Origin of the sequence: Mesorhizobium delmotii (genome assembly GCF_900149755.1) — a bacterium.
Classification (GTDB): Bacteria; Pseudomonadota; Alphaproteobacteria; order Rhizobiales; family Rhizobiaceae; genus Mesorhizobium; species Mesorhizobium delmotii.
Map to the genome: position 1 here is coordinate 1 of NZ_FUIG01000034.1, position 19,872 is coordinate 19,872.

The following is a 19,872-nucleotide window of genomic DNA, read 5'->3' on the forward strand; positions in this document are numbered from 1 at the left end:
GGTAAATCGTCGGAATCCGCAGTTTGGGACCTCGCGCGCCAAGTTTCTTGCATGACCTGATCGTCGAGCCGCTTGCCGATCCTGATGGTACGCTTGCGCACGGTCGCATGCGTCTCAGTCGGTTCAGTGGGCAGGAAATCGGCCAGCACCTTCGCCGCCTGCCGGTAGGGCAGCATGCTTCCTAGCCGCGCCGTCAGTTCCATCAGCTTCGGTGTCGCTCGATCGGGACAGATTTCCTTCAATGGCGCAAAGGCAACGACCATGCCGGGGTAACAGTCCCGGCACATCATCCAGCGAGGATTGCGAACCTCCACCGTGCCGAAGACGGTTCTGATCCGTCGCGTCGTATAGTCCTTGACCGACCGAAACGTATGGCAATCGGGGCAGACACGACGAAAGAGGGGATAGGTATTCGCCTCATGGTTAACGACCGCGCTCTGCAGCGCCACCATGATCTTCTTGTCATCGTCGATCGACAGGCCAATCTCACCGTCGTACAGGCGCTCCCAGCTCTTGTCGATCCGGACTTCCCGGCGACAAACGTCGCCGAACTCGTTCTTCCCCTCGATCGTAACCGTCCATTCCACCGCCATCGCTTTGTCTCCGATCAAAACGATGATGATGGAATGCTCGAGCCTAACAACCCGTGTTTGATCCCAGAGAAATTACCGGTCTCATTGCCTCACGTTGATTGCCGCGCCGCATGGGAAGCCATTTGTGGGCTTTTGCTCAAATCCTGTCCAAGTGAGGCTTGAGCGGCATATCGTCATGTACCCGCACAGTCTGCCGTTCGATCTTGTGATGGATTTTGGGCGGGCAATCGCCCTGATGCAGTGCTTCCAGGCGCGCTGCGATTTCAGCGTCGGCGTGGGTCTGTCTTTGGTTATGGCGTAAATATTCGACCCAGGTCGGCACGTGGTAACACTCAGTCCAAAGTTCGGGCTTTTCAAGGTCGCGCAGCAGCGCCCACTGCCTGCCGCCGTCTCGAAGTCGGGCTTTTCGCCACGATGTCATCACGGTGAGGAATTCTGGAACGTCTTTCTGATCAATGTGATAGTCGACCATCACCATAATCGGTCCGCTTCGCGAGCGCAGGTCAAGTTGCAGCGCCGGTTCGCTGAATGTATTGGTTGGGTCGAGATTGAGCGTATCAAAATCCGGTTGGCGAAGCAGAATGCCGATCAGCCCACCGAAGGCAAGAACGAGGCTGGCAACGAACAAGGCGCCAGAAACACCCTGGATGTTCGCCAATTCACCCCAGATCCAGCTGCCCGCCGCCATTCCGCCATATGTAGCCGTCTGATACAGGGACATGGCTCGTCCGACGACCCACCGTGGCGCCGAAAGCTGAACTGTCACGTTAAACAGCGAGAACGCCTGCAGCCACGCCGCACCAGCCGGCATGAGGAGAAGGCAGCTCAGCCAAACGTGTTCGCTCGATGCCAGAAAGAAGCAGCTGATCGCCAGCACAAAGAATGCGCCACGAATGACCCACTCGTTGCTGAGTACTTCCCGGGTCCGTCCTATGAGAAGCGCGCCGCAAATCGCACCCAGGCCAAAGAAGCCGAGCATCACGCCATAGGTGATCGCAGTACCCTTCACCTGTTCTCGGGCAATGAGCGGCAGCAGAGCCAGTATGACGATGGCGGTGGAACCGAAAACGAAACTCCGACACATCACCTTGAGAAGGTTCGGCGACAACAGCACATAGCGGAAGCCCGCCCCCATGGCGCTACCGAAAGCCTCTCGCGGAAGCGACTGGCGCGCACGTACAGTTTTCCATCGCGAGAGCGCGATGATGAGGGCGAAGTAGCAAAAGACATTGAAAAGAATAGCAAAGGCCGCACCGGCTGTCGCTACGATTAGTCCACCAATGGCCGGTCCGATGCTGCGCATAAGGTTGTAGCTCATGCCGTTAAGTGCAACTGCGCTCGACAGGTGCTCACGAGGAAGGATATCCCCCATCGAAGCTTGCCACGATGGGTCATGCAATGCCCAACCACAGCCGATCAGGAACGTAAGACCCAACAGGGTCCAGGGTGTGAGTGCCTCCGCATAGGCCAGAAATGCCAGAGACGCAGAAACGCACACCATCAGCAGCTGAGCCGTCAACATAATCCGGCGGCGATCAAAGTTATCTGCGAGCGCTCCCGCTGCGAGCGAGAAGATCATGTATGGCAGCGTGGTCGATGACTGAACGAGTGCCACCATTCCAGGCGACGTGGAAATGCTCGTCATCAGCCATGCAGCAGCCACGCCCTCGACCAGGGTGCCAAGGTTTGAAACAAGTGCAGCCGACCACAGAGAACGGAAAGTCTTGTGTTGAAATGGTACGAGTGGAGATGTTCTCTTTGCCATTGTAGAAACTTTCAGGATCGACGGCTGGCTGGATTTTTGCAAGCCACCCAAACATGCCCACACCATTAAAGCCAAGCTGCCACGCTCGCGTGCCCGCTGACCCAGAAAGGGATAGCGGCCTTAGACCGCAGGCCGTCAATTTTCCCTTGCGCCTGGCCACCACATCACCGTCCTGAGCGGTCGGCGTGGTTCAAGGCTGTCAGGTAGTGGGATGTCCGGCTCTACCTGCTCTATGCGCTTGGCCACCTGGGCCACCGTGAAGTTACAGCCTTGTCACCCTGCCTCGCCTAATCGCATTGGGCAAGAATGCGCTGCACCTCCCTCATGAGAAGGCTTGAAAGCTCGGTCTGGCGCTTCATCCCCAACATTAGTCGACCCGGACATATGCGGCTTTCCCAATGGCATTCCCTCAGCAAGCCGCCGAAAGAGCGTTGAAGACATGAAGTTGGAGGACGGCGATGTGTTGCCTTTTCGTATGCTCGCGACTTAGCAGCCGTCTTGGGGCTTCAACTTGCGCCTCTAAACAAAAGGGGAGAACGTCGATGGACGACCGTTTTTGTCCCCACGATCGAAAGAGACGCACATCGCAGTGCATCCTTCGCAGCGCCACGCTATCCGCAGCACGGATTTGTGCAAGCTCACAGTTTAGCTTCCAAGTTTATATAATTTAGATTTTTCTTTTATACAACTATTCTCCAAGTATTACTTGGACAAATCGAATACTGCACATTTAGACGAACTGTACATTCGAGTTTGACGCACGCATTTACTAGAAGTGTTAGTCCTTCACCGTTGCCGCAGCCCATTGGTCCGTCTGCGCATCCCTGCCGATCATCGCGATTGTGGAACTAGGCACAGCGATGTTGCTTGATACCCGCCCGAGCAAAATAGTCTCATATCGCTGACAGTGCTTCATCGAAGACATTTCCAAGGCTTCTCTATTGGAGTGCTCCCCAATTCGCCGGACAGTTCAGCTATTGAGATAATGCTTTGATGAACTGCAGAGGGGGGCCATCTTCAGCGCCGCATGGGGATGGATTTCATTGTAATCGTGATCCATTCATCGATCTGCCGGAGCGCGGTTTCATCGAAAATTAGGGCACCAAAAGGTCGATATGCCGGCAAGCCTGCCGCAATGCCGATGTCAAACGATTCTGGCCGCGAATGAGTTGTGTTTGAGCGAATCCGAGCGTCGTACCGCTGTGGATATCTAGTTCGGCCGCAGCGGCAATCGAAGGCAGAGGTGGGATCTCCATAGCCGGATCATGACGGAAGCGGTCAACGCGGGTAAAGTTGATCGGTACTAGAATACGCGCGAGGTCTTGGATCACCCTGTTCGCTATCTTTGGCTCGATGTTTTTGTTTTCCACGCGACTGTAGAAGATATCCAGCGCAGCTGCCAGCATAGCGATAGCATCCTGGGACGGCGTCAGGTCGAAACGATCACTCGCTTTCGCCTGATAGTCGGCGACAGTCGCAGCAAATTCCCGCGCGGTATAGCGCCAATCGAAGGGCAGTATCTCAGCGTTGGCGTTGCGAACGACGGCGAGTAGATAGATATTGATGTCGCGCAACAGGCTGCTCTTGTCTGCAATCTCTATTGTATCGTGCTCTGTATGCCACCCGATGTTGCCGCCACAGCCGCCAACTGAGTAATATCCTTTTTCATCGCGCAGAACATCCGACATCATGGACGATCCGCTCATATAACCTGAGATCCCGATGCCATTGAAGGAGTAGTCACTTTCTCGCCCCGGCCGTTCACCCTCTATTTGCTTGCCGGCAACCTCAAGAATGACGCTAGCCAAGAACTCTTCCGTCTCGCTCATGCGAGGCAGATTGGTGAACTCGGTTGCCCAGCGGCACCCTGGGCTATCACAATTCACGTGCGCCACCGCATTTTCCTCAAGATCGAGAGCAAAGGTGTCAGAGAACCAGGTTGAGCCCGCGTAGCGTCCGGTCGAGTGCCCGGGCCACCAGCAAATACGGACGGAACGTCTAAGCTTGTTCCGGTGCTGCCATAGGACACGGGCAATCTCGAGCATCGTTGCGTCACCAGTAGCGTTGTCGCCGACGCCGACATCCCAGCTGTCAAGATGTCCGTGCAGAAGTACGTACTTGTCCGGCTCCTCAGCGCCTTTTATGAAGACTTCTGGCAGCTTCGAGGCGAACCAGCCCTCTTCCATTTCCGTGAAGATAGTGACGCTGTCGCCGCGGTCAGCGATCGCGGCCAGTTCGTCGCCGTCTTGCTTGTTGACCGCAACTGCCGGGATCTTCGGCTTACGTGGGAGATCGTCCAGGTCAGGCGTGCCCCAGATGGTAGTGCAGGTGCCCGAATGGATGTCGATACCCGGATTGATGCAGATAACGCCAACCGCGCCCATCTCTTCGAACGCCGAGATTAGCCTGGTCCTTGCAAGCCCATACGAGATAACAACCTTGCCCCGAACGCAGTCGGCCAATTCTGGCCTCCTTTCGACGTTCTTGACATAGACCAATTGCCCCGTAAGTCCCGCGCGGACATCTGCGCTATAGGCAGCTGGCTTTGCTCTATATGTCTTCCCCTTGGCTTCAACACGCGCATGTTTCGGCAGGCTCAGAAAGAGATTCGCATTATGAATGGAAACTTCCACACCATGCGTTCGTAGCCGCAAGATGACTTCGTCCATTCCGCGATTAACGTCATCGGGATGCTCGCGCTTGAAAGTAGCAAAGCTCTCGATAAGCGCCCAAGGTTCCTCAAGCGAGACGGTATCAAGTATTTCTTGTTCCAGAGTATTCATTAGCGTTCACTCTCTTACTGTTCTTTGAGCTAAAAAACGTGTCACGACGGCGTCGGTGGTCGTTGGCCTGATTGCTCATCGTCGGATGCAGGCCTTGAAATGCCCCAGGGAAACCTCCTCGAGCGGCGGAACGACTTCCGCGCAGGCCGACACAGCGATCGGGCACCTTGTCCGGAAAACACAGCCGGAAGGGGGATTGATCGGGCTTGGGATCTCGCCGCGCAGTATGATTCGTTGTCGTCGAACCGTCGGATCCGGGATCGGTACTGCGGACAAGAGGGCCTCGGTGTAAGGATGAACCGGATTGCGGTACAATTCCTTCGCGGGAGCGACCTCGACGATGCGCCCTAGGTACATGACCACCACACGGTCGGAAATGTATTCCACCACCCCCAGATCATGAGCGATGAACAGAAGGGTCAGCCCCAATTGCTCTTTCAGGTCCTGAAGCAGGTTGACGACCTGGGCCTGAATGGAGACGTCCAGCGCCGACACTGGCTCGTCAGCGACGATGAATTGGGGGTCGACTGCAAGGGCTCGGGCGATGCCGATCCGTTGCCGCTGTCCACCTGAGAACTCGTGAGGGTAGCGATACATGTGATCGGCAGAAAGACCCGTGAGCTCCAAAAGCTGCACGATACGGTCCTGGCGGGCCTTTCCCCGGGCCAGCTTGTGGAGGTCGAGCGCCTCACCGACGATGTCACTCACCACGAAGCGTGGGTTAAGGCTCGCAAACGGATCTTGGAAGATGATCTGCATCCTCTTCCGGTATTCGCGCATCTCCTGATTGGAGAGCTTGGTTAGGTCGACACCATCGAAGACGATCTCGCCAGCGGTCGGCTCAGTGAGACGCAGGATCGTTCTTCCCAACGTTGTCTTGCCCGAACCGGATTCCCCGACGAGACCGACGACCTCGCCCGGCTTGATCTGGAGCGAGACATCCTCGACCGCCTTCACGGATGTGGATGATTGCGACAGCAGCGTCGGAAAGTGCTTGCTGAGTCTATTGACGTCCAACAGGAGCTTTTCCTGTTCGGTCGACGGTTGCCCGGATCCGTTCACGGCATGGCCGACACGGTTTCCAACCAATCCCCCTGTCATGCCGATCTCCTCTGTTGCCGGAGGTCCAGTTCGTCCCACCGGATGCAGCGAACCATATGGCCCCCGCCGCTATCGTCTAAAGGTGGGACTGCGGCTGTGCACCTGTCCTGCATGAAGCCGCAGCGCGGATGAAAGGAGCACCCCTGTGGCAGAGAGAAGGGGCTGGGCACGTTGCCAACAATAGCCTGCAACCGCTCCTGCCGTGCTGCCGCCCTGTCGATCCGAGGGATCGAGTTCATGAGACCCGCCGTATAAGGCATCCGGGGGCGGGCGAAGATATCAAGCACGGACCCCTCCTCGACGGCGCGCCCGGCATACATCACGACGACCCGGTCAGCGATCTCCGCGACCACGCCGAGGTCGTGGGTGATGAAGAGAATGCTCATCCCGATTTCACGTTGGAGTTGCTGCATGAGTTCGAGGATCTGTGCCTGGATGGTGACGTCGAGCGCGGTGGTCGGTTCGTCGGCGATCAGCAGCTTTGGATTGCAGGAGAGGGCAATGGCGATCATGACGCGCTGCCGCATGCCGCCGGACATCTGATGGGGGTAAGTGTTGGCGCGTCGTGCCGGCTCGGAGATCCCGACCAGGTCCAGCATCTCGACGGCCCGTTTCATGGCCTCTTGATGGGACTTGTGCTGGTGAATGCGGATCGACTCCGCGATCTGCGCTCCCACCGTGTAGACCGGATTGAGACTGGTCATGGGCTCCTGGAAGATCATGGAGATGTCGTTGCCACGCACGCGGCGCATCTCGCGCTCGGTTTTTTGGACCAGATCCGCACCTTCAAACAGCACCGAGCCCCCTGCAATGCGCCCATGAGGCGCCTCCAGCAGTCGCATGATCGAGAGGCTCGTTACAGACTTGCCGGATCCTGACTCACCTACGACGGCCAGGGTTTCACCCTGGTCGATGTGAAAGCTGACTCCATCAACAGCCTTCACGACGCCATTGTCGGTCAGGAAGCGGGTCTGAAGATTGCTGACCTCGAGGATTCGCTTCGAACTAGCCATGGTTACCGTTCTTCAGTGACTGAAAGCTGCGCCTGGGTTGGGAGATCAACGGACGCAAGGAGGATCCGGCGATCCGCGAAACGCCGGGCCCGTGAGAGTTCAGAAGATCCCGGCGTCTCCGGTAAAAACGGACAGAGGAACGTTCACACCCAGTCCAGCGCCCCTCGGGACGGCGGTGGAACCCGTGAATGGACTCAAGGCTGTCGATACCCGGCAGATGAGCCGTCGAGACTCCGGTGCCGAGTTCCGCCGCATACGGGAATGCACGCGAGCTGGCGGCAAGGTGGAGATTGGCTGCAACGCCCAGCGAAGTTTCATAGGGGCTGACCACCACGCATGCGATTCCGGCCGCCTCGGCAATGGCCACGACCTTGCTGGCTTGATGCAACCCGCCCAGCTTGATCAGTTTGATGATGAAGACATCGGCCGCATCGGCACGGGCCAGTCCAAGGGCGTAGTTGAGCCCGAAGAGGCTTTCGTCCACGGCAATCGGCGTTCCAAGCTCCCGTAGGCGAGCAAGTCCGCGGAGGTCGCCAGGAGGCAAGGGCTGCTCGAAATATTGCAGCCTGCAATCCCCGACCGCCTTCAGGAAGCGGAATGCCTCGGAGAAGGTGAATCCGGCATTTGCATCAGGCCGAATTTCGAGAGTGTCCGGAAAGCTGTCTCGAAGGCGCTTGATGAGCCGGATATCCCGGTCGACCTCGCCTCCTACCTTGAACTTGATCGTTCTGATGCCCTGATCCCAGAGCGACTTGACGCGATTGATCACATCGTTCTCATCGTCGATGCCGACGGCCACCGGGATTTGATTGTGAAAACAACCGCCTAGGAAGGTGTTTGCAGGTTGGCCGAGAAGTTTTCCCTGAAGGTCGTACATCGCATTGATCAGGGATGCCTTGGAGGGGCTGTGGTGCGGCAAAGCCTTGTCGAGAGCGTGACCCGCCCGCTCGACATCGAAGGCACTAAGCCCGATCAGGGTTGGCGCTAGCACGTCCCGGATGAGGCTTACCATTTCAATGGCTCGCTCGCCGCTGAAATGGGAAGGGGAGATCCCTCGTCAAACCCAATGGTGCCTGCGTCATCCTCCTCAGCGACGAAGACGTGCTCTCGCTGGGTCATGTTCGACCCATAGGACGTTTTCAGGGTCGTGTTGTCGAGCCGCTGCACCGTGGCGGCAATTTTCCTGATCGTCATGATTGCGCTCCCGCGGCGATCTTGACTGGCTGAGGGAAAGTTACTGGACTGTGCGTCAGACCTGCGCCGACCATCATCTCGGCTGCCCGGAGCGACAGCTTTACGGAGTTGATGATGGGAACACCGATCCGGGGCTGAAGCTCATCTGTAAGAAGGCTCATGCTGGCACAGCCGAACACCAGCAGTTCGGCACCATCCTCCTCGATGCATCGGTTGGCGAGATCCACGAGGGATTGGACGGTTGCCGGATCGCCCTCGCGGATCAACTCGACGGAAATCCCGAATGGGCGGATTGACGCAACAAAGGGATCAATCCCAATCCGCCGGACCTGTTCGCGTGCGATCGGAACGGTCTCCTTCAACGGCGTGATGACGCTGAAATGATGGGCGAGCATGCGAGCCGTCAGCAAAGCCGTCTCACCGGGTCCGATGATGGGGATCCGAACGCGCTCGCGCGCGGCATCCACTCCCGGATCGGCGAAACATCCCGTGATGACGCCATCAAATCCGCGTCGCTCTGCCTCGATGGAGCGCTCAATGATCCATTGAGCGAGTTCCAGCTCCTCCATCCGCGACTCAATGCTCACAGGTCGCGATGCGGTGCCTTTGAAATTATCCATGTTGTCGAGCTCGACGGCCGGACTCGCATGCAGACGCAGGTAATTGAGACGTTCGTTGGTGCCGAGGAAACATAGGCGCATCAATGTTGATCCTTATGTCAAGAGGCTCGCGGATCGGTGGCGTCACGCAGGCCGTCACCGATGGTGTTGAAGGCGAGGACGCTCAGGAAGATGAGCGATCCGGGATAGAGGGTGAGGAGTGGATCTTGCCAGATGAACCCTCGGGCCTCGCTGAGCATGTTCCCCCATGACGGTGTCGGAGGCCTGACTCCGAGACCGAGGTAGCTGAGGGCGGATTCGGCGATGATCGCGTAGGCAATCCCGAGGGTCGCCGCGACAATGATCGATGGCGTCGATTGGGGCAGGACGTGCCGAAAGAGGATCCACGACCGCGAGGCGCCGAGGGCGGTGGCCGCTTCGACGTATTGGTGTTCCCTGTTTGCCGTCACTTCACCGCGCACGATGCGGGCGACAGACATCCATCCCGTCAAGGCGATGACCAGGACGAGGTTCGGTAGCGAGGATCCAAAAAGCGACAGGACCGTAAGAAGAAAGAAGAAGAGGGGGATGCTCAGCATGCCGTCGATGAAACGGCTCACCACGGTATCAATCCAGCCGCCGAAGAAGCCGGCCAGCGCTCCCAGGGTACTGCCGAGAACGACGGCGCCGATCATGCTCACCAGCCCAACCGCCAGGGAGGCGCGGCCGCCGTAGATCAGCCTCGTAAGAATATCCCGACCGTTCTCGTCGGTGCCGAGCCAATGTTCCCATGACGCCGGGGCCATCACGTTGATCAGGTCCATTGTCTCCGGTTCATATCGCGTGAGCCAAGGCGCGAGAGCGCTGATCACGACGAACCCACCGATGACCAGCAACGCGATGCGTACGGTCAGTCGTTTCCAGAAGGCTCGCCAGATCCTCGTCCCGGGGGAGTCGGACTTGCGTGACGATTGGATGGCGGTTGACTTCCTAGCGGTAGCTGACACGAGGATCCAACCTTGCGTAAAGAAGATCGACGATCAGGCTCGACATCACCACGACGACGGAGATGATGAGCGTGATCCCCATAATCGTCGGGAAGTCCTGATTAAACCCCGCTGATACGGCGAGCCGACCGAGGCCGGGCCACGAAAAGACACTCTCCGTCACCGCCGCTCCACCAACGAGGCGGGGGATCAGCATTCCGAGGAGCGTGACGATGGGGATCAACGCGGTGCGGAATGCATGTCGATAAATGACGGCCAACTCACCAACTCCCTTGGAACGAGCCGTGCGCACGTAATCCTGGCGCAGGACGCCCAACATCGCGGATCGCGTGTAGCGGACGAGTTCGGCCATGATCGATGTGCTTAGGGCCAGCGTCGGCAGGATGAGATGCAGGGCCAAGTCGCCGAATGTCTCGTGACCGGGGGTGTACATGCCTCCGGCCGGCAGCCATGGAAGCAATACGGCGAATGCGATGATGAGGAGCAGTCCGTACCAGAAGATCGGCAGGGACAGGCCGAAGAAGCTCACGAGCGTCAGGAGCTGATCGAACCAGGAATCGCGCTTCACGGCGGAGAGAATACCAAGGGGAATGGCGACGATCAGGGCGAGGAAGAGGGCCGAGCCGGACAGGACGAGAGTGGCCGGGAGAGCGCCGCCGATGAGTTCGCTGACTGGTCGTCCAACTCCGATGCTGAAGCCGAAGTTGCCCTGCATGACTTGCCAAAGCCAGCGGATGTACTGCTCGTACAAGGGACGATTGAGCCCATACACCTCTCGCAGCCTTTCGGTATCCTCCGGTGCCATGTTGGGGTCGAGCAGGATGCTCGGCCCCCCAGGTGCAGACTTGATGAGGATAAAGGTGAAGACTGTGATTACCAGGATCAGGGCGATGGACTCGATCGATCGACGCAATATGTACTGAATCACCTCTATGCCTCCCTTTCTCTTAGCGCTTCACGATCAGGTGAGACCACGCGAGGGCGTCACGGTACCCCGCCTTCGGGAAGCTCTCGACCTTGGCGCTCAAGGCTTGGATCTCGTCCGGATCGACCGTGTAGACAATGGGCTGATCCTCATGGATGATTTCCTGAACACGTTTGTAGATCTTGGCCCTCTCCTCGCGACTCTGCGCGGTGGCGCCTTGGTCAAGAAGGTTGTCGATTTCCGGCCTCTTGTACTGCGATTCGTTGGCGAGTGAGTTACTGAGGTAGTTGTTGGCGACACCATCCGGGTCGGGCGGGGTAACCTGGTAGTTAGGGTTGATCTGATATGCTGGCGGACGCTGGCGCATGCGCTCGACGATGGCGCGATACTCTGAAGTCTCAAACGTCGTCTTCACACCGATCGCATTCCACTGCTGTTGTGCGATCAGTGCCGTGCGGGCGCGGGTTGGATTGCTCGGGTCGTACAGGACCGTGAAGGTGAGCAGCTGCCCATCCTTCGTACGGACACCGTCGGCTCCGACTTTCCATCCTGCCTCATCGAGAAGGGCCTGCGTCTGTTTCGGATCGAAGGGCAACGGTTTGATGTCCGCGTTGTGCGCCCATGAGACCGACGGAGGGAAGGGGCCGGTTGCGATGGTTCCGCGTCCTTGGAACACGGTCTTTAGCAGCAGCTCTCGATTAAGGCCCAGCGTCAGCGCCGTCCTGACTCTCTTGTCCGACAGCGCACCGACGCTGTTGTTGAGTGCGATGTATTCACTCCGCACAATCGGTACGGACTGGATCTTGATGCCGGGGGTGTTGGCGACCGAAGAGAGCTGGAACGGTTCGATGACGGCCAGATCCACCTCTCCTGCGCGAAGCAGAGCGAGCTGGGAGTTGGCGTCGGGAACAATGCGGAACACCATCGCGTCCAGCTTCGCCTTGCCGTCGAAGTAGTCATCGTTCCTGACGAGCCGGACGAAAGAGCCGGGCTGGTACTGCTCGAACTTGAACGGTCCCGTGCCGATGGGCTTCTTGAGGAACTCGGTCGGATTGATGAGTTGCTCAGGCGTCAGGTTCTTCAGCAAGTGCTCGGGCAAGATGCTCGCATTATACCCGAGCAGTACCGGGAACGCCGCCTGTGGCTTGGTCAGCTTGATGACGACGGTCGAACTGTCCGTGGCAGTGACGCTCTCGATTAGTCGGAAGTTGTTGGCGAGGTAGAATGGGACTGCCTTGTTCGTCCAGAGCTTCACGGTGAAGACCACGTCGTCGGCGTCGAACGGCTCGCCGTCGTGCCACTTCACGTTCTTCCGGAGTGCGAACGTATAAGTCCTACCGTCTTCGGAGACAGTCCACGATTCCGCAAGATCACCAACGGGATCGAGCGTTTCGAGGTTGTAGCGGACCAAGCCGCTGTAAAGCGCCTTGCCCACGAGGATGTTGTAGAGCCCCCCGGCCAGGGGCCACATCTGCGGATCATCATTGATCGGCAGACTGAAGGTGCCGCCGGTCGGAGGATTCTGCGCTGTCGCCGCTCCGGGGGACAGCATGGCCATGACAGCAAACGCAGCAAAAAGCTTTCGCATGTTCGTTCTCCTCAGTTCCTGACGGCATCCTGAATGGTGCGGATTGCCCCGATTGATCCGCGACAGCACAGATGCAGACATCCGGGATGGCCCAGACAAAAGAGCGGTTAGGGCAAGCGCCACAATTGTCGTCTGCCGAGTTCGCTTCATAGGCGCCTCTCCTGTCAGACTACGAACCACACCAGCGCTGTAAAATGAAGTTCTGCAAGCGGTAAGCGGAACATTCCTCAATAGGTTGAACATGTTCAATTTCTTCCTCCCTCAAACGGCCTTCCTCAAAGCCGACAACGTCGTTCCGGTAGTCACTAGTTTAATGTGCCGGATACGCGATGCCGTTTGGAAACACCGCCTCTTGGAGCGTCCGTTTACATCGGGCAATAGCCCAAAAAAATGCCTTCAGTAGGTGTTCGCCAAACAGCTATTCAGGGATAAAACACTTGAACGCCACGTCGCAAACCAATATTCCTATTACTTAGCATCAATCAGATTGAGTCTGTTATGATCCTCCCCCCGTTACCCGCATTGAGGGCATTCGAAGCGGCCGCGAGGCATCTTAGCTTTGCGAGAGCAGGAGGTGAATTGAGGGTCACGCCAGGTGCAATCAGTCACCAGGTTAAGCAACTGGAGGACTGGGTCGGAGGCCCCCTATTCAAAAGGAAAGCTAATCGGGTTGCTCTTACCGAAACCGGGCGGATTTTTGCAAGTCGACTTAACTCCATTTTTGGCCAGGTCATTTCCGCAGGCGCTGCCGCTCGATCCGCAGAAAGCGAGAACAAGAAAGTACATATCAGGTGCCAGCATTCAGTGGCCGCTAAATGGCTCGGTCCTAAAATAAACGGGTTTCTTGCTAGTAACCCGGATATCTCGGTAATCGTGCAGGCACGACCTCATCGGTGGAATGCCGACGAGAAAGTACCTGATCTTTCCATCTATAATGGCCGTGGCTCAGTCGCAGGGTATCGAGAAAACATGCTGCTTTCCGGGCACCTGATAGCAGTAGCCGCCCCCTCACTTATTGCAACAATGGCGAGGATGTCGACACCTGCCGACCTTTTGAAGGGTCCCCTGATCGCGGTGGATTTTGATGAGCCAGGCTGGCAGGATCATGGATGGGAGGCGTGGTTTGCGGCAGCCGGCCTGGGAGATCTCATGCCTTCAATATCGATTTCATTCAATCTGGTTCATTTAGTCATTGAAGCCTGCATTGCTGGTGCGGGCTTCGCGTTAGTTCCAGATTTTCTGGTTCAGCGTGAGCTTTCAAGTGGCGATTTGGTTGATGTCTGCGGCTTTGCGCTGCCTAACGCCCAGCCTTATTATCTAACTGAGCCCGATCCTAGCTCTGGCCGCGAGGAGGTTGACTTGTTGAAAGATTGGCTGATGGAGGAAGCTCGAGCGTCTTCTAGTCACTATTCGAGGAATGGATGAACAGCCCGTTGGCGCTGTTACTTGCTCTGCATTTAGCCGGCATTTGCAGAGGATGCCCCTTCCATAGCCGAGGGCGTTCTCGGGCGTAGAGCTGAACTGATTGCAGATTTCCTTCCGCAATCGGAAGACACGGGGGTTCATATCCCACAAGCGCGACATAGTGGTTCTCAGTTTATGGATCGTCAAGCGGCCCGACGGCGCCAAGGGCTTCGAAGTCCTTCCACGTCGCTGGGTGGTCGAACGGACTTTCTCATGGCTGGGGCGATGCCGCAGGTTGGCCAAGGACTTCGAAAACCTGTCGCGCAACGCGCTCGCCCTCCTCAAACTGGCGTCTATCCGCCTCATGCTGCGAAGACTCTGTTCAAACTGAATAACTTTCCGGACCGACTCTTAGGCGCATGAAATTCCATGATGGAGGTTAAATAAATGGCGAACGGCATCAGCCGTGGTCGTTCAACAGGGCCTCCTCCCCCATTGGTTGGCCCTCGCGACGCAGGATGGTCTCGGCGGCATCAGCCAGCACCTGGCAGCCGAGTACCAGGTCGGCTTCGTCTGTGTTTTCGGTCCAATGGTGGCTGACACCGCCAATGCTTGGGATGAAAAGCATAGCGGCCCTCAGTTTACGCGCCACAACCTGGGCGTCGTGACTGGCGCCGCTTGGCATTCTGACATAGGCGCCCGGTGCACGGCGCGCGGCTGCGTTCTCTATCGCGTCCTGGAAGGCCGGATCCATATGCCATGGTTTGCCGGTCTCGGTCTGCTCGATCTCGGCACGGCAACCCGTTTTAATCGCGGTCTCCTCAACCAACTCCCTTATCACCGCATCGAGGCGCTCTAGCACCGGCATCTCAGAATCCCGGAACTGGAACAGCATTTCTGCCTTCCCCGGAATTATGTTCGGAGCGCCCGGGTCCAGCGTAATACGGCCTATGGTCCATACGGAACGCGGACCGGCCACCTCAGGAAAGCGCCTGGCTATGGCCATGGCCAGCGTCGCTGCTGCGACGCCGGCATCCCTTCGGATGGCCATGCGCGTCGTCCCGGCGTGATTCTGGATACCGTGAAAAACGATTGAGTACTGCCAAGTCCCGACGATGCTCGTAACAACACCAATCCGTTTGCGCGAGGCTTCCAGCGCGTCGCCCTGTTCTATATGTGCTTCCAGATAACCGACGTAGCGTTCCGGCTCCGCCAGAGATCGGGGAACGCCGGCCAGGCCGGCCGTACGGAGCGCCTCCCTAAGCGGCAGCCCGTCATCGACATTCCCCGCGCGATCGATCTCCGCCTCGTCGATGTCACCAACGAATGAACGACTGCCAAGCATTGAGACGTAGTGACCTTCTTCATCCGCCCACGCCACTGATGCGATGGGAAGACTTGCGCAGTCCGGCGTTTCCGCAAAGGTCCGGGCAATCTCAAGGCCGTAGATGACACCAAGCGCCCCATCGAGCCATCCGGCATGATTCTGGGACTCTGCGTGCGACCCGATCAACAGCGATCGCCGGTCCGACCGCGGCGTGCCGAACACGTTGCCGACCCCGTCGATATGCGCCTGAAGCCCTACGGCTTCGTACTGCTGCGCAAGCCAGCGGCGGCTGTCCATGTCCTCTTTCGAATAGGTTGGGCGATGGACACCGGTCCGGTACGCACCGAACTGGGCGAGACGTCTGAGATCCGAGAGCAACCGTCCGGCGTTGATGTTTGGCATCCTCTGTACTGTCCTTTTAGTTGGTACGGAACGCAGCGGAGTGCAGCCGCCCGTTACGATGGGGCATCAACCTTCCGCTGACTAGATGACCGCGGATGCATGCCCCCCAGAGCTGGCCCCTGGGTTTCATGTGCAGCGGTGCCGCCTAATCTGAAGAGCAAGCTCGACCATTTTCCGACCAGCATTCAGCCTGCGGCTTCTACCGAGGTGAGGGAAGTCTGACACCCGCGCACCGGTCGGAGCCATCCGTTGGTCAACGACGTCCGTTGTCATACGCGCAAGTCATCCCGTCTCAGCTACTCGTCCCTGACTAGCTGGCCATCTGATTAGGGGCGGATCGCACTCCACCGACCTCGCGCACAGGATGTCGTAACAGGCCAAGCTCATGCAGCAATGCAGCGCCCGTGCGAATCCCGCTATAGAAGCAGCTGAGCGTTAGATTCTCGTTCGGCGCGTGGTTGGCTTCGTCGTAGTTTGCGTAAGGCGTGTCGAAAGCAGGAATGCCGAGGATCTTGGTGAATACATAATTAGGGAGAGTGCCGAAACCTGCGGGGACCAGCAAAGGCTCCTCCATTTGCGCCGCGACGAAAGCACGGCGAAGAGGCGCGGTGAATGGGGAGGCAATGGGCGTTTTGGAGGGACACATGCTCCCTTGCGCTATGAATTCCACTTCGGGCGCGTGTTTTTTCACATGGGCGGCGACCTTGCACAGGATGTCCGCGGGGTCCTGTGATTCCACGAGCCGTATGTCGCATTTTACAAAGGCTTCGTTGGGCAGGACGCTTTTGCTACCCGGGCCCCCATAGCCGCCATGGAAGCCATTGATCGTCAGCGTCGGGCGGAAGCAGAGGCGCTCATAGAAGGGTCGTTCCGCCGGCGCGTCAAGTCGCGCAAGATCGAGACTACGCTTCACAGCCTCGACATCGAGAGGTAAACGGTCGACCGCGGCCAATTCTCCCTCTGACGGTGGCTCGATGTCAGCGTCGAAACCGTCAATGGTGATCTCACCGTCGGCATTCTTCATGGTGCCGAGCAGATGCACCAACGTCCAGATTGGATTGGGCACGACGCCGCCAAAGTTACCCGAATGCAGGTCGCGACTAGCATGACGACAACGCAGTTCAAAAGACACCTCACCGCGCGATCCGAACTTGATCACAGGTGCGCCGCTTGCATGCCGCGGGCCATCGGCGGTGACGGCAAGATCAGCTTTTAGCATTTTCCTGTTGGCACGCACGAAATCGGCGATGTGCGGGCTGCCGATCTCCTCTTCGCCTTCCAGCAGCAGGATGACATTGCAGGGCAGCGCGCCATACACCTTGAGGTGGGACTCGATTGCCAGGATCTGCGCGAAATGTTGTCCCTTGTTGTCGCCCACCCCGCGTGCGTAAAGGCGCCCGTCACGGATGGTCGGCTCGAAGGGCGGCGAGAGCCATTTGTCGATCGGGTCAGCCGGCTGCACGTCGTAATGGCCGTAGAGCAGAACGGTCGGTTTGCCCGGCGCCTTCTCCCAGCGCGCGACCACCATCGGGTGCCCGTCGGTCGGCACCAGGCTGGCCTCGAGTCCAATCTCGGTGAGCATCTCGACCAGCAGCGCGCCGACTTCGGCGATGCCGACATTTTCGGCGCTGATGCTCGGGTGCCGAAGGTAATCGATCAGGCGATCGAGGAAGGGCGTGCGGTTCGCCTCGATATGCTCGAAAACAGCGTTCAACGGATCAGAAGAGGTCATAGCCTTGCCTGTGAGAAAGAGGAGAAGATGTACAGGGTGTTCTCAGCTGGCACGCCGCTGCTGCGAGCATGCTAACGATCATTCAGATGACAAGCGCTCATTCGCTCAGGTCCAACTTCCTTCAGTGCTGGGCGCTCGGTCTTGCAACGAGCAAAAGGCGCGCGAACGCCGTGGATCGACAGGCCGGCCGGTGCGCGCCTCCAAATCCGCCGCATCTCGAAAGGCTGGCGACAGCTCCCAGCCGCCACGGGACTGCTTGGTCCAGCCCGTGGCTTGGTTTCAATCAGATTGAGATGGTGGCGCGGATCGCAGAGCATGCGCCGGCCTCACAGAAGCGCGTGATGGGCGAACTGAACATCCTCAGCGCCGCATCCGTAGCTCATGCTTTCTGGTAGCGCCAACCGGCCGCTCAGAAGCTGCTTCCGCCAGACCTGGCAGCGCGTAGCCTCGTATTTATGCGCAAAGTCCACAACGAGCCTGCCGGGCACAAAGCTCACCTCCACGATCCCCGCCTTCCTCAAACCGCCAATCACCTTTCCAAGTCCGCGCAATTCAGAGAGCTAGGACAGTCTGATGACTCCCACGTCATTCTCGATGGCGATCTCGGTCCCAAACGGCCCAGAGAGTTTCTGGAGGCGCTCCAGAATGGCTCTTGCCTGCGGCGTAGAGGCCAGCTGCGGGATGCCCCGATTGGCAAACCTCTTGGTGTAACCGAGTTCGATCGGATACAGCCGCAACTCGGCAAGCTGGTTCTGTTCAAAACGGCTGACGGTGACAACGCTTTCATAGAAGACCGGGTCTGAAAACCCTCTTGCCATCTCGGCGACCGTCACCTCGGCATCCGTGTCGACCCGTGGGTCCTTACCGTAAACGGCAAACATGTCAGCGCCCACCGGGGTCCGCAGGTCGTCCATGATGAAGTTCCCAACGCTGTAAAAGATGGGCCGGCCCTTGTAGATTTCGATGCCTCGCAACTGATGCGGTCCATGTACGACATATGCGTCCGCTCCGGTATCGATAACCATGTGCGCGAACGATCGTTCGCAATCGGGCGGCTCCTGGCTCCAATTCCCGGGCTGGTGACCGTGGTTCGTGACTACGCAGAAGTCGGCGAACTGTTTGCCTCGCCGAACATTTCGTAGAATGCCGGCGACATCGCGCGGGTCCGCTTCATAGCTGTAGCCAACTTTGTCGCCCGTTTTGTATGTCGCCCCAGCGACCACGACCTGGTTTGGATCCTCACAATCCTCTGGCTGCTCTGCGGTCCCCGAGACTGCAGCCGGAGCCGATCGGCTGCCAGGTTTGGTGTCGGGCAGCGCATCGCGGATATGGCGCAAGTTCTCGAGCATTTCCGGCAAGACTACGATACTTCGCGCCAAACGAAGGCCGTTGAGTCCTGGTCGTGCTGGCGCCTCTCCGGCGGGATCGCACGCACGAGACATAGGGGTGAACGATGAAGCAAACGACACCAATGCCACGCGACCGCGTGCGGTCTCCAGAAAGCGAGCGGCGCCGGCTTGTGCGAGATTCTCGCCCACACCTGCATAAACGATCGCGTTCTGATCAAGCGCCCGGCACGTCTCGCGCATTCCTTCAACGCCCCAGTCAAGCGTATGGTTGTTTGCGTAACTAAGCAGGTTGAATCCCATTTCTTGGAGATCAGGCCCGAGCTCTGGCAGGCTGACGTGATATGCTCCGCCGTACTCAGCTTGGGGACTTCCGGAAAACGATCGAATATCGAAAATATTGGTTTCCATGTTTCCGAATGTGACATCAGCCTCACGGAGGATCTTGATGACGGCGCCGAAGTCAGGATCCTGTGCTTTGGTCAGCGGTCGCGTCACGATAAGATCGCCAACTGCGACCATCGTGAAGCCGTCCGCAATGTTCGTCGCGATCGAACCGGCTGTGTCATAGCTGCCGCTCGGCAAGGCCGAATCACAACCGCCCGTGTGTGCGGTATTCTTCATTTGGTTCTCCATAGGCAGACACATGCAAGTAATGATGACGCGCCAACAGCCCGCCCATGCAACAACTAGCGGGTTTTGAGTGAAGTTGGCGCAAATCCTGCAGAACGGCCCTGTCGGCATCCCGAGGTAGACTCCACCATCCGGTGAGGGGGCTGCTCACAACGAGAAGCGTCTGGGACTTTCCCAACTCTCACTTTAGAAATTAGAAATGCTCGCCTTGAGGGCATTGATCGCGCGTAGCGCGGCAGTTTTGGCACTCGCATTCATAACCCCGACGATAATCTCGGCAGGAGTTTATAGCGACGGCCTCGTCGTATAGCGGCGTAATCGAGGGATAGGGCGCGGAAATGCTGCATTTTTCTTTCGAAAACGCTGGACAAGAGAGTTGAAAAATCTGTCCGCGCAGAAGCTTCTTAGAAGGACCGCTCGTCATCCGATTCTCGAATACTGCGGATTCCGACGATTTACC

At 58.0% G+C, this 19,872-nt stretch carries 14 protein-coding genes and 2 pseudogenes; 2 read left to right on the plus strand and 14 right to left on the minus strand.

Annotated elements, in window-relative coordinates; all coding sequences use genetic code 11:
* From BQ8482_RS20605 to BQ8482_RS20655, 11 genes and pseudogenes are all read right to left on the minus strand, one after another.
* Positions 1–593, minus strand: a pseudogene (locus tag BQ8482_RS20605) (ISKra4-like element ISMet1 family transposase); the annotation flags it as partial.
* Positions 594–729: 136 nt separating this feature from the next.
* Positions 730–2,358 (minus strand): MFS transporter, encoded by a 1,629-nt coding sequence (locus BQ8482_RS20610; RefSeq protein WP_123149303.1) that lies wholly within the window; start codon positions 2,356–2,358, stop codon positions 730–732.
* 1,094 nt (positions 2,359–3,452) lie between these two features.
* On the minus strand, positions 3,453–5,141 hold the full coding sequence (locus BQ8482_RS20615; RefSeq protein WP_123149304.1) for a M28 family peptidase: 1,689 nt from the start codon (positions 5,139–5,141) through the stop codon (positions 3,453–3,455).
* Positions 5,142–5,216: 75 nt separating this feature from the next.
* Complete coding sequence (locus BQ8482_RS20620; protein WP_123149305.1) at positions 5,217–6,242, minus strand: ABC transporter ATP-binding protein; 1,026 nt, start codon at positions 6,240–6,242, stop codon at positions 5,217–5,219.
* On the minus strand, positions 6,239–7,255 hold the full coding sequence (locus tag BQ8482_RS20625) for an ABC transporter ATP-binding protein (protein ID WP_123149306.1): 1,017 nt from the start codon (positions 7,253–7,255) through the stop codon (positions 6,239–6,241). Before BQ8482_RS20625 ends, BQ8482_RS20620 begins: the two co-directional genes overlap by 4 nt.
* The gene (locus BQ8482_RS20630) at positions 7,248–8,267 is read right to left on the minus strand and encodes a mandelate racemase/muconate lactonizing enzyme family protein (protein WP_123149307.1); all 1,020 of its coding nucleotides are present in this window, start codon (positions 8,265–8,267) and stop codon (positions 7,248–7,250) included. The genes BQ8482_RS20625 and BQ8482_RS20630 overlap by 8 nt, the downstream gene beginning before the upstream one ends.
* A complete protein-coding gene (locus BQ8482_RS20635; RefSeq protein ID WP_123149308.1) occupies positions 8,261–8,449 on the minus strand; it encodes a hypothetical protein in 189 nt (62 codons plus the stop codon). The genes BQ8482_RS20630 and BQ8482_RS20635 overlap by 7 nt, the downstream gene beginning before the upstream one ends.
* The gene (locus BQ8482_RS20640; protein WP_123149309.1) at positions 8,446–9,150 is read right to left on the minus strand and encodes an aspartate/glutamate racemase family protein; all 705 of its coding nucleotides are present in this window, start codon (positions 9,148–9,150) and stop codon (positions 8,446–8,448) included. Before BQ8482_RS20640 ends, BQ8482_RS20635 begins: the two co-directional genes overlap by 4 nt.
* A gap of 17 nt (positions 9,151–9,167) precedes the next feature.
* Positions 9,168–10,055, minus strand: coding sequence for an ABC transporter permease (locus BQ8482_RS20645; protein ID WP_123149310.1), 888 nt, complete (start codon positions 10,053–10,055; stop codon positions 9,168–9,170).
* Positions 10,039–10,983, minus strand: coding sequence for an ABC transporter permease (locus BQ8482_RS20650; RefSeq protein ID WP_123149311.1), 945 nt, complete (start codon positions 10,981–10,983; stop codon positions 10,039–10,041). Before BQ8482_RS20650 ends, BQ8482_RS20645 begins: the two co-directional genes overlap by 17 nt.
* Positions 10,984–11,002: 19 nt before the next feature.
* Complete coding sequence (locus BQ8482_RS20655) at positions 11,003–12,568, minus strand: ABC transporter substrate-binding protein (protein WP_165848646.1); 1,566 nt, start codon at positions 12,566–12,568, stop codon at positions 11,003–11,005.
* A 498-nt stretch (positions 12,569–13,066) separates the two neighbouring features.
* Between BQ8482_RS20655 and BQ8482_RS20660 the strand changes: the two genes are divergently transcribed.
* Both BQ8482_RS20660 and BQ8482_RS20665 read left to right on the plus strand, forming a co-directional pair.
* Positions 13,067–13,993, plus strand: a complete 927-nt coding sequence (locus tag BQ8482_RS20660) for a LysR family transcriptional regulator (RefSeq protein ID WP_123149313.1) — start codon at positions 13,067–13,069, stop codon at positions 13,991–13,993.
* A gap of 172 nt (positions 13,994–14,165) precedes the next feature.
* Positions 14,166–14,363 (plus strand): annotated as a pseudogene (locus tag BQ8482_RS20665) (transposase); the annotation flags it as partial.
* A gap of 69 nt (positions 14,364–14,432) precedes the next feature.
* Here BQ8482_RS20665 and BQ8482_RS20670 read toward each other — a convergent pair.
* From BQ8482_RS20670 to BQ8482_RS20685, 3 genes are all read right to left on the minus strand, one after another.
* Positions 14,433–15,701: a hydantoinase/carbamoylase family amidase gene (locus tag BQ8482_RS20670; RefSeq protein WP_123149314.1), complete on the minus strand. Its 1,269-nt coding sequence runs from the start codon at positions 15,699–15,701 to the stop codon at positions 14,433–14,435.
* 310 nt (positions 15,702–16,011) lie between these two features.
* Positions 16,012–17,433, minus strand: a complete 1,422-nt coding sequence (locus tag BQ8482_RS20675; protein ID WP_123149315.1) for a M20/M25/M40 family metallo-hydrolase — start codon at positions 17,431–17,433, stop codon at positions 16,012–16,014.
* A gap of 560 nt (positions 17,434–17,993) precedes the next feature.
* Positions 17,994–19,403: a CapA family protein gene (locus tag BQ8482_RS20685; RefSeq protein WP_123149317.1), complete on the minus strand. Its 1,410-nt coding sequence runs from the start codon at positions 19,401–19,403 to the stop codon at positions 17,994–17,996.
* Between the last annotated feature and the right edge of the window lie 469 nt (positions 19,404–19,872).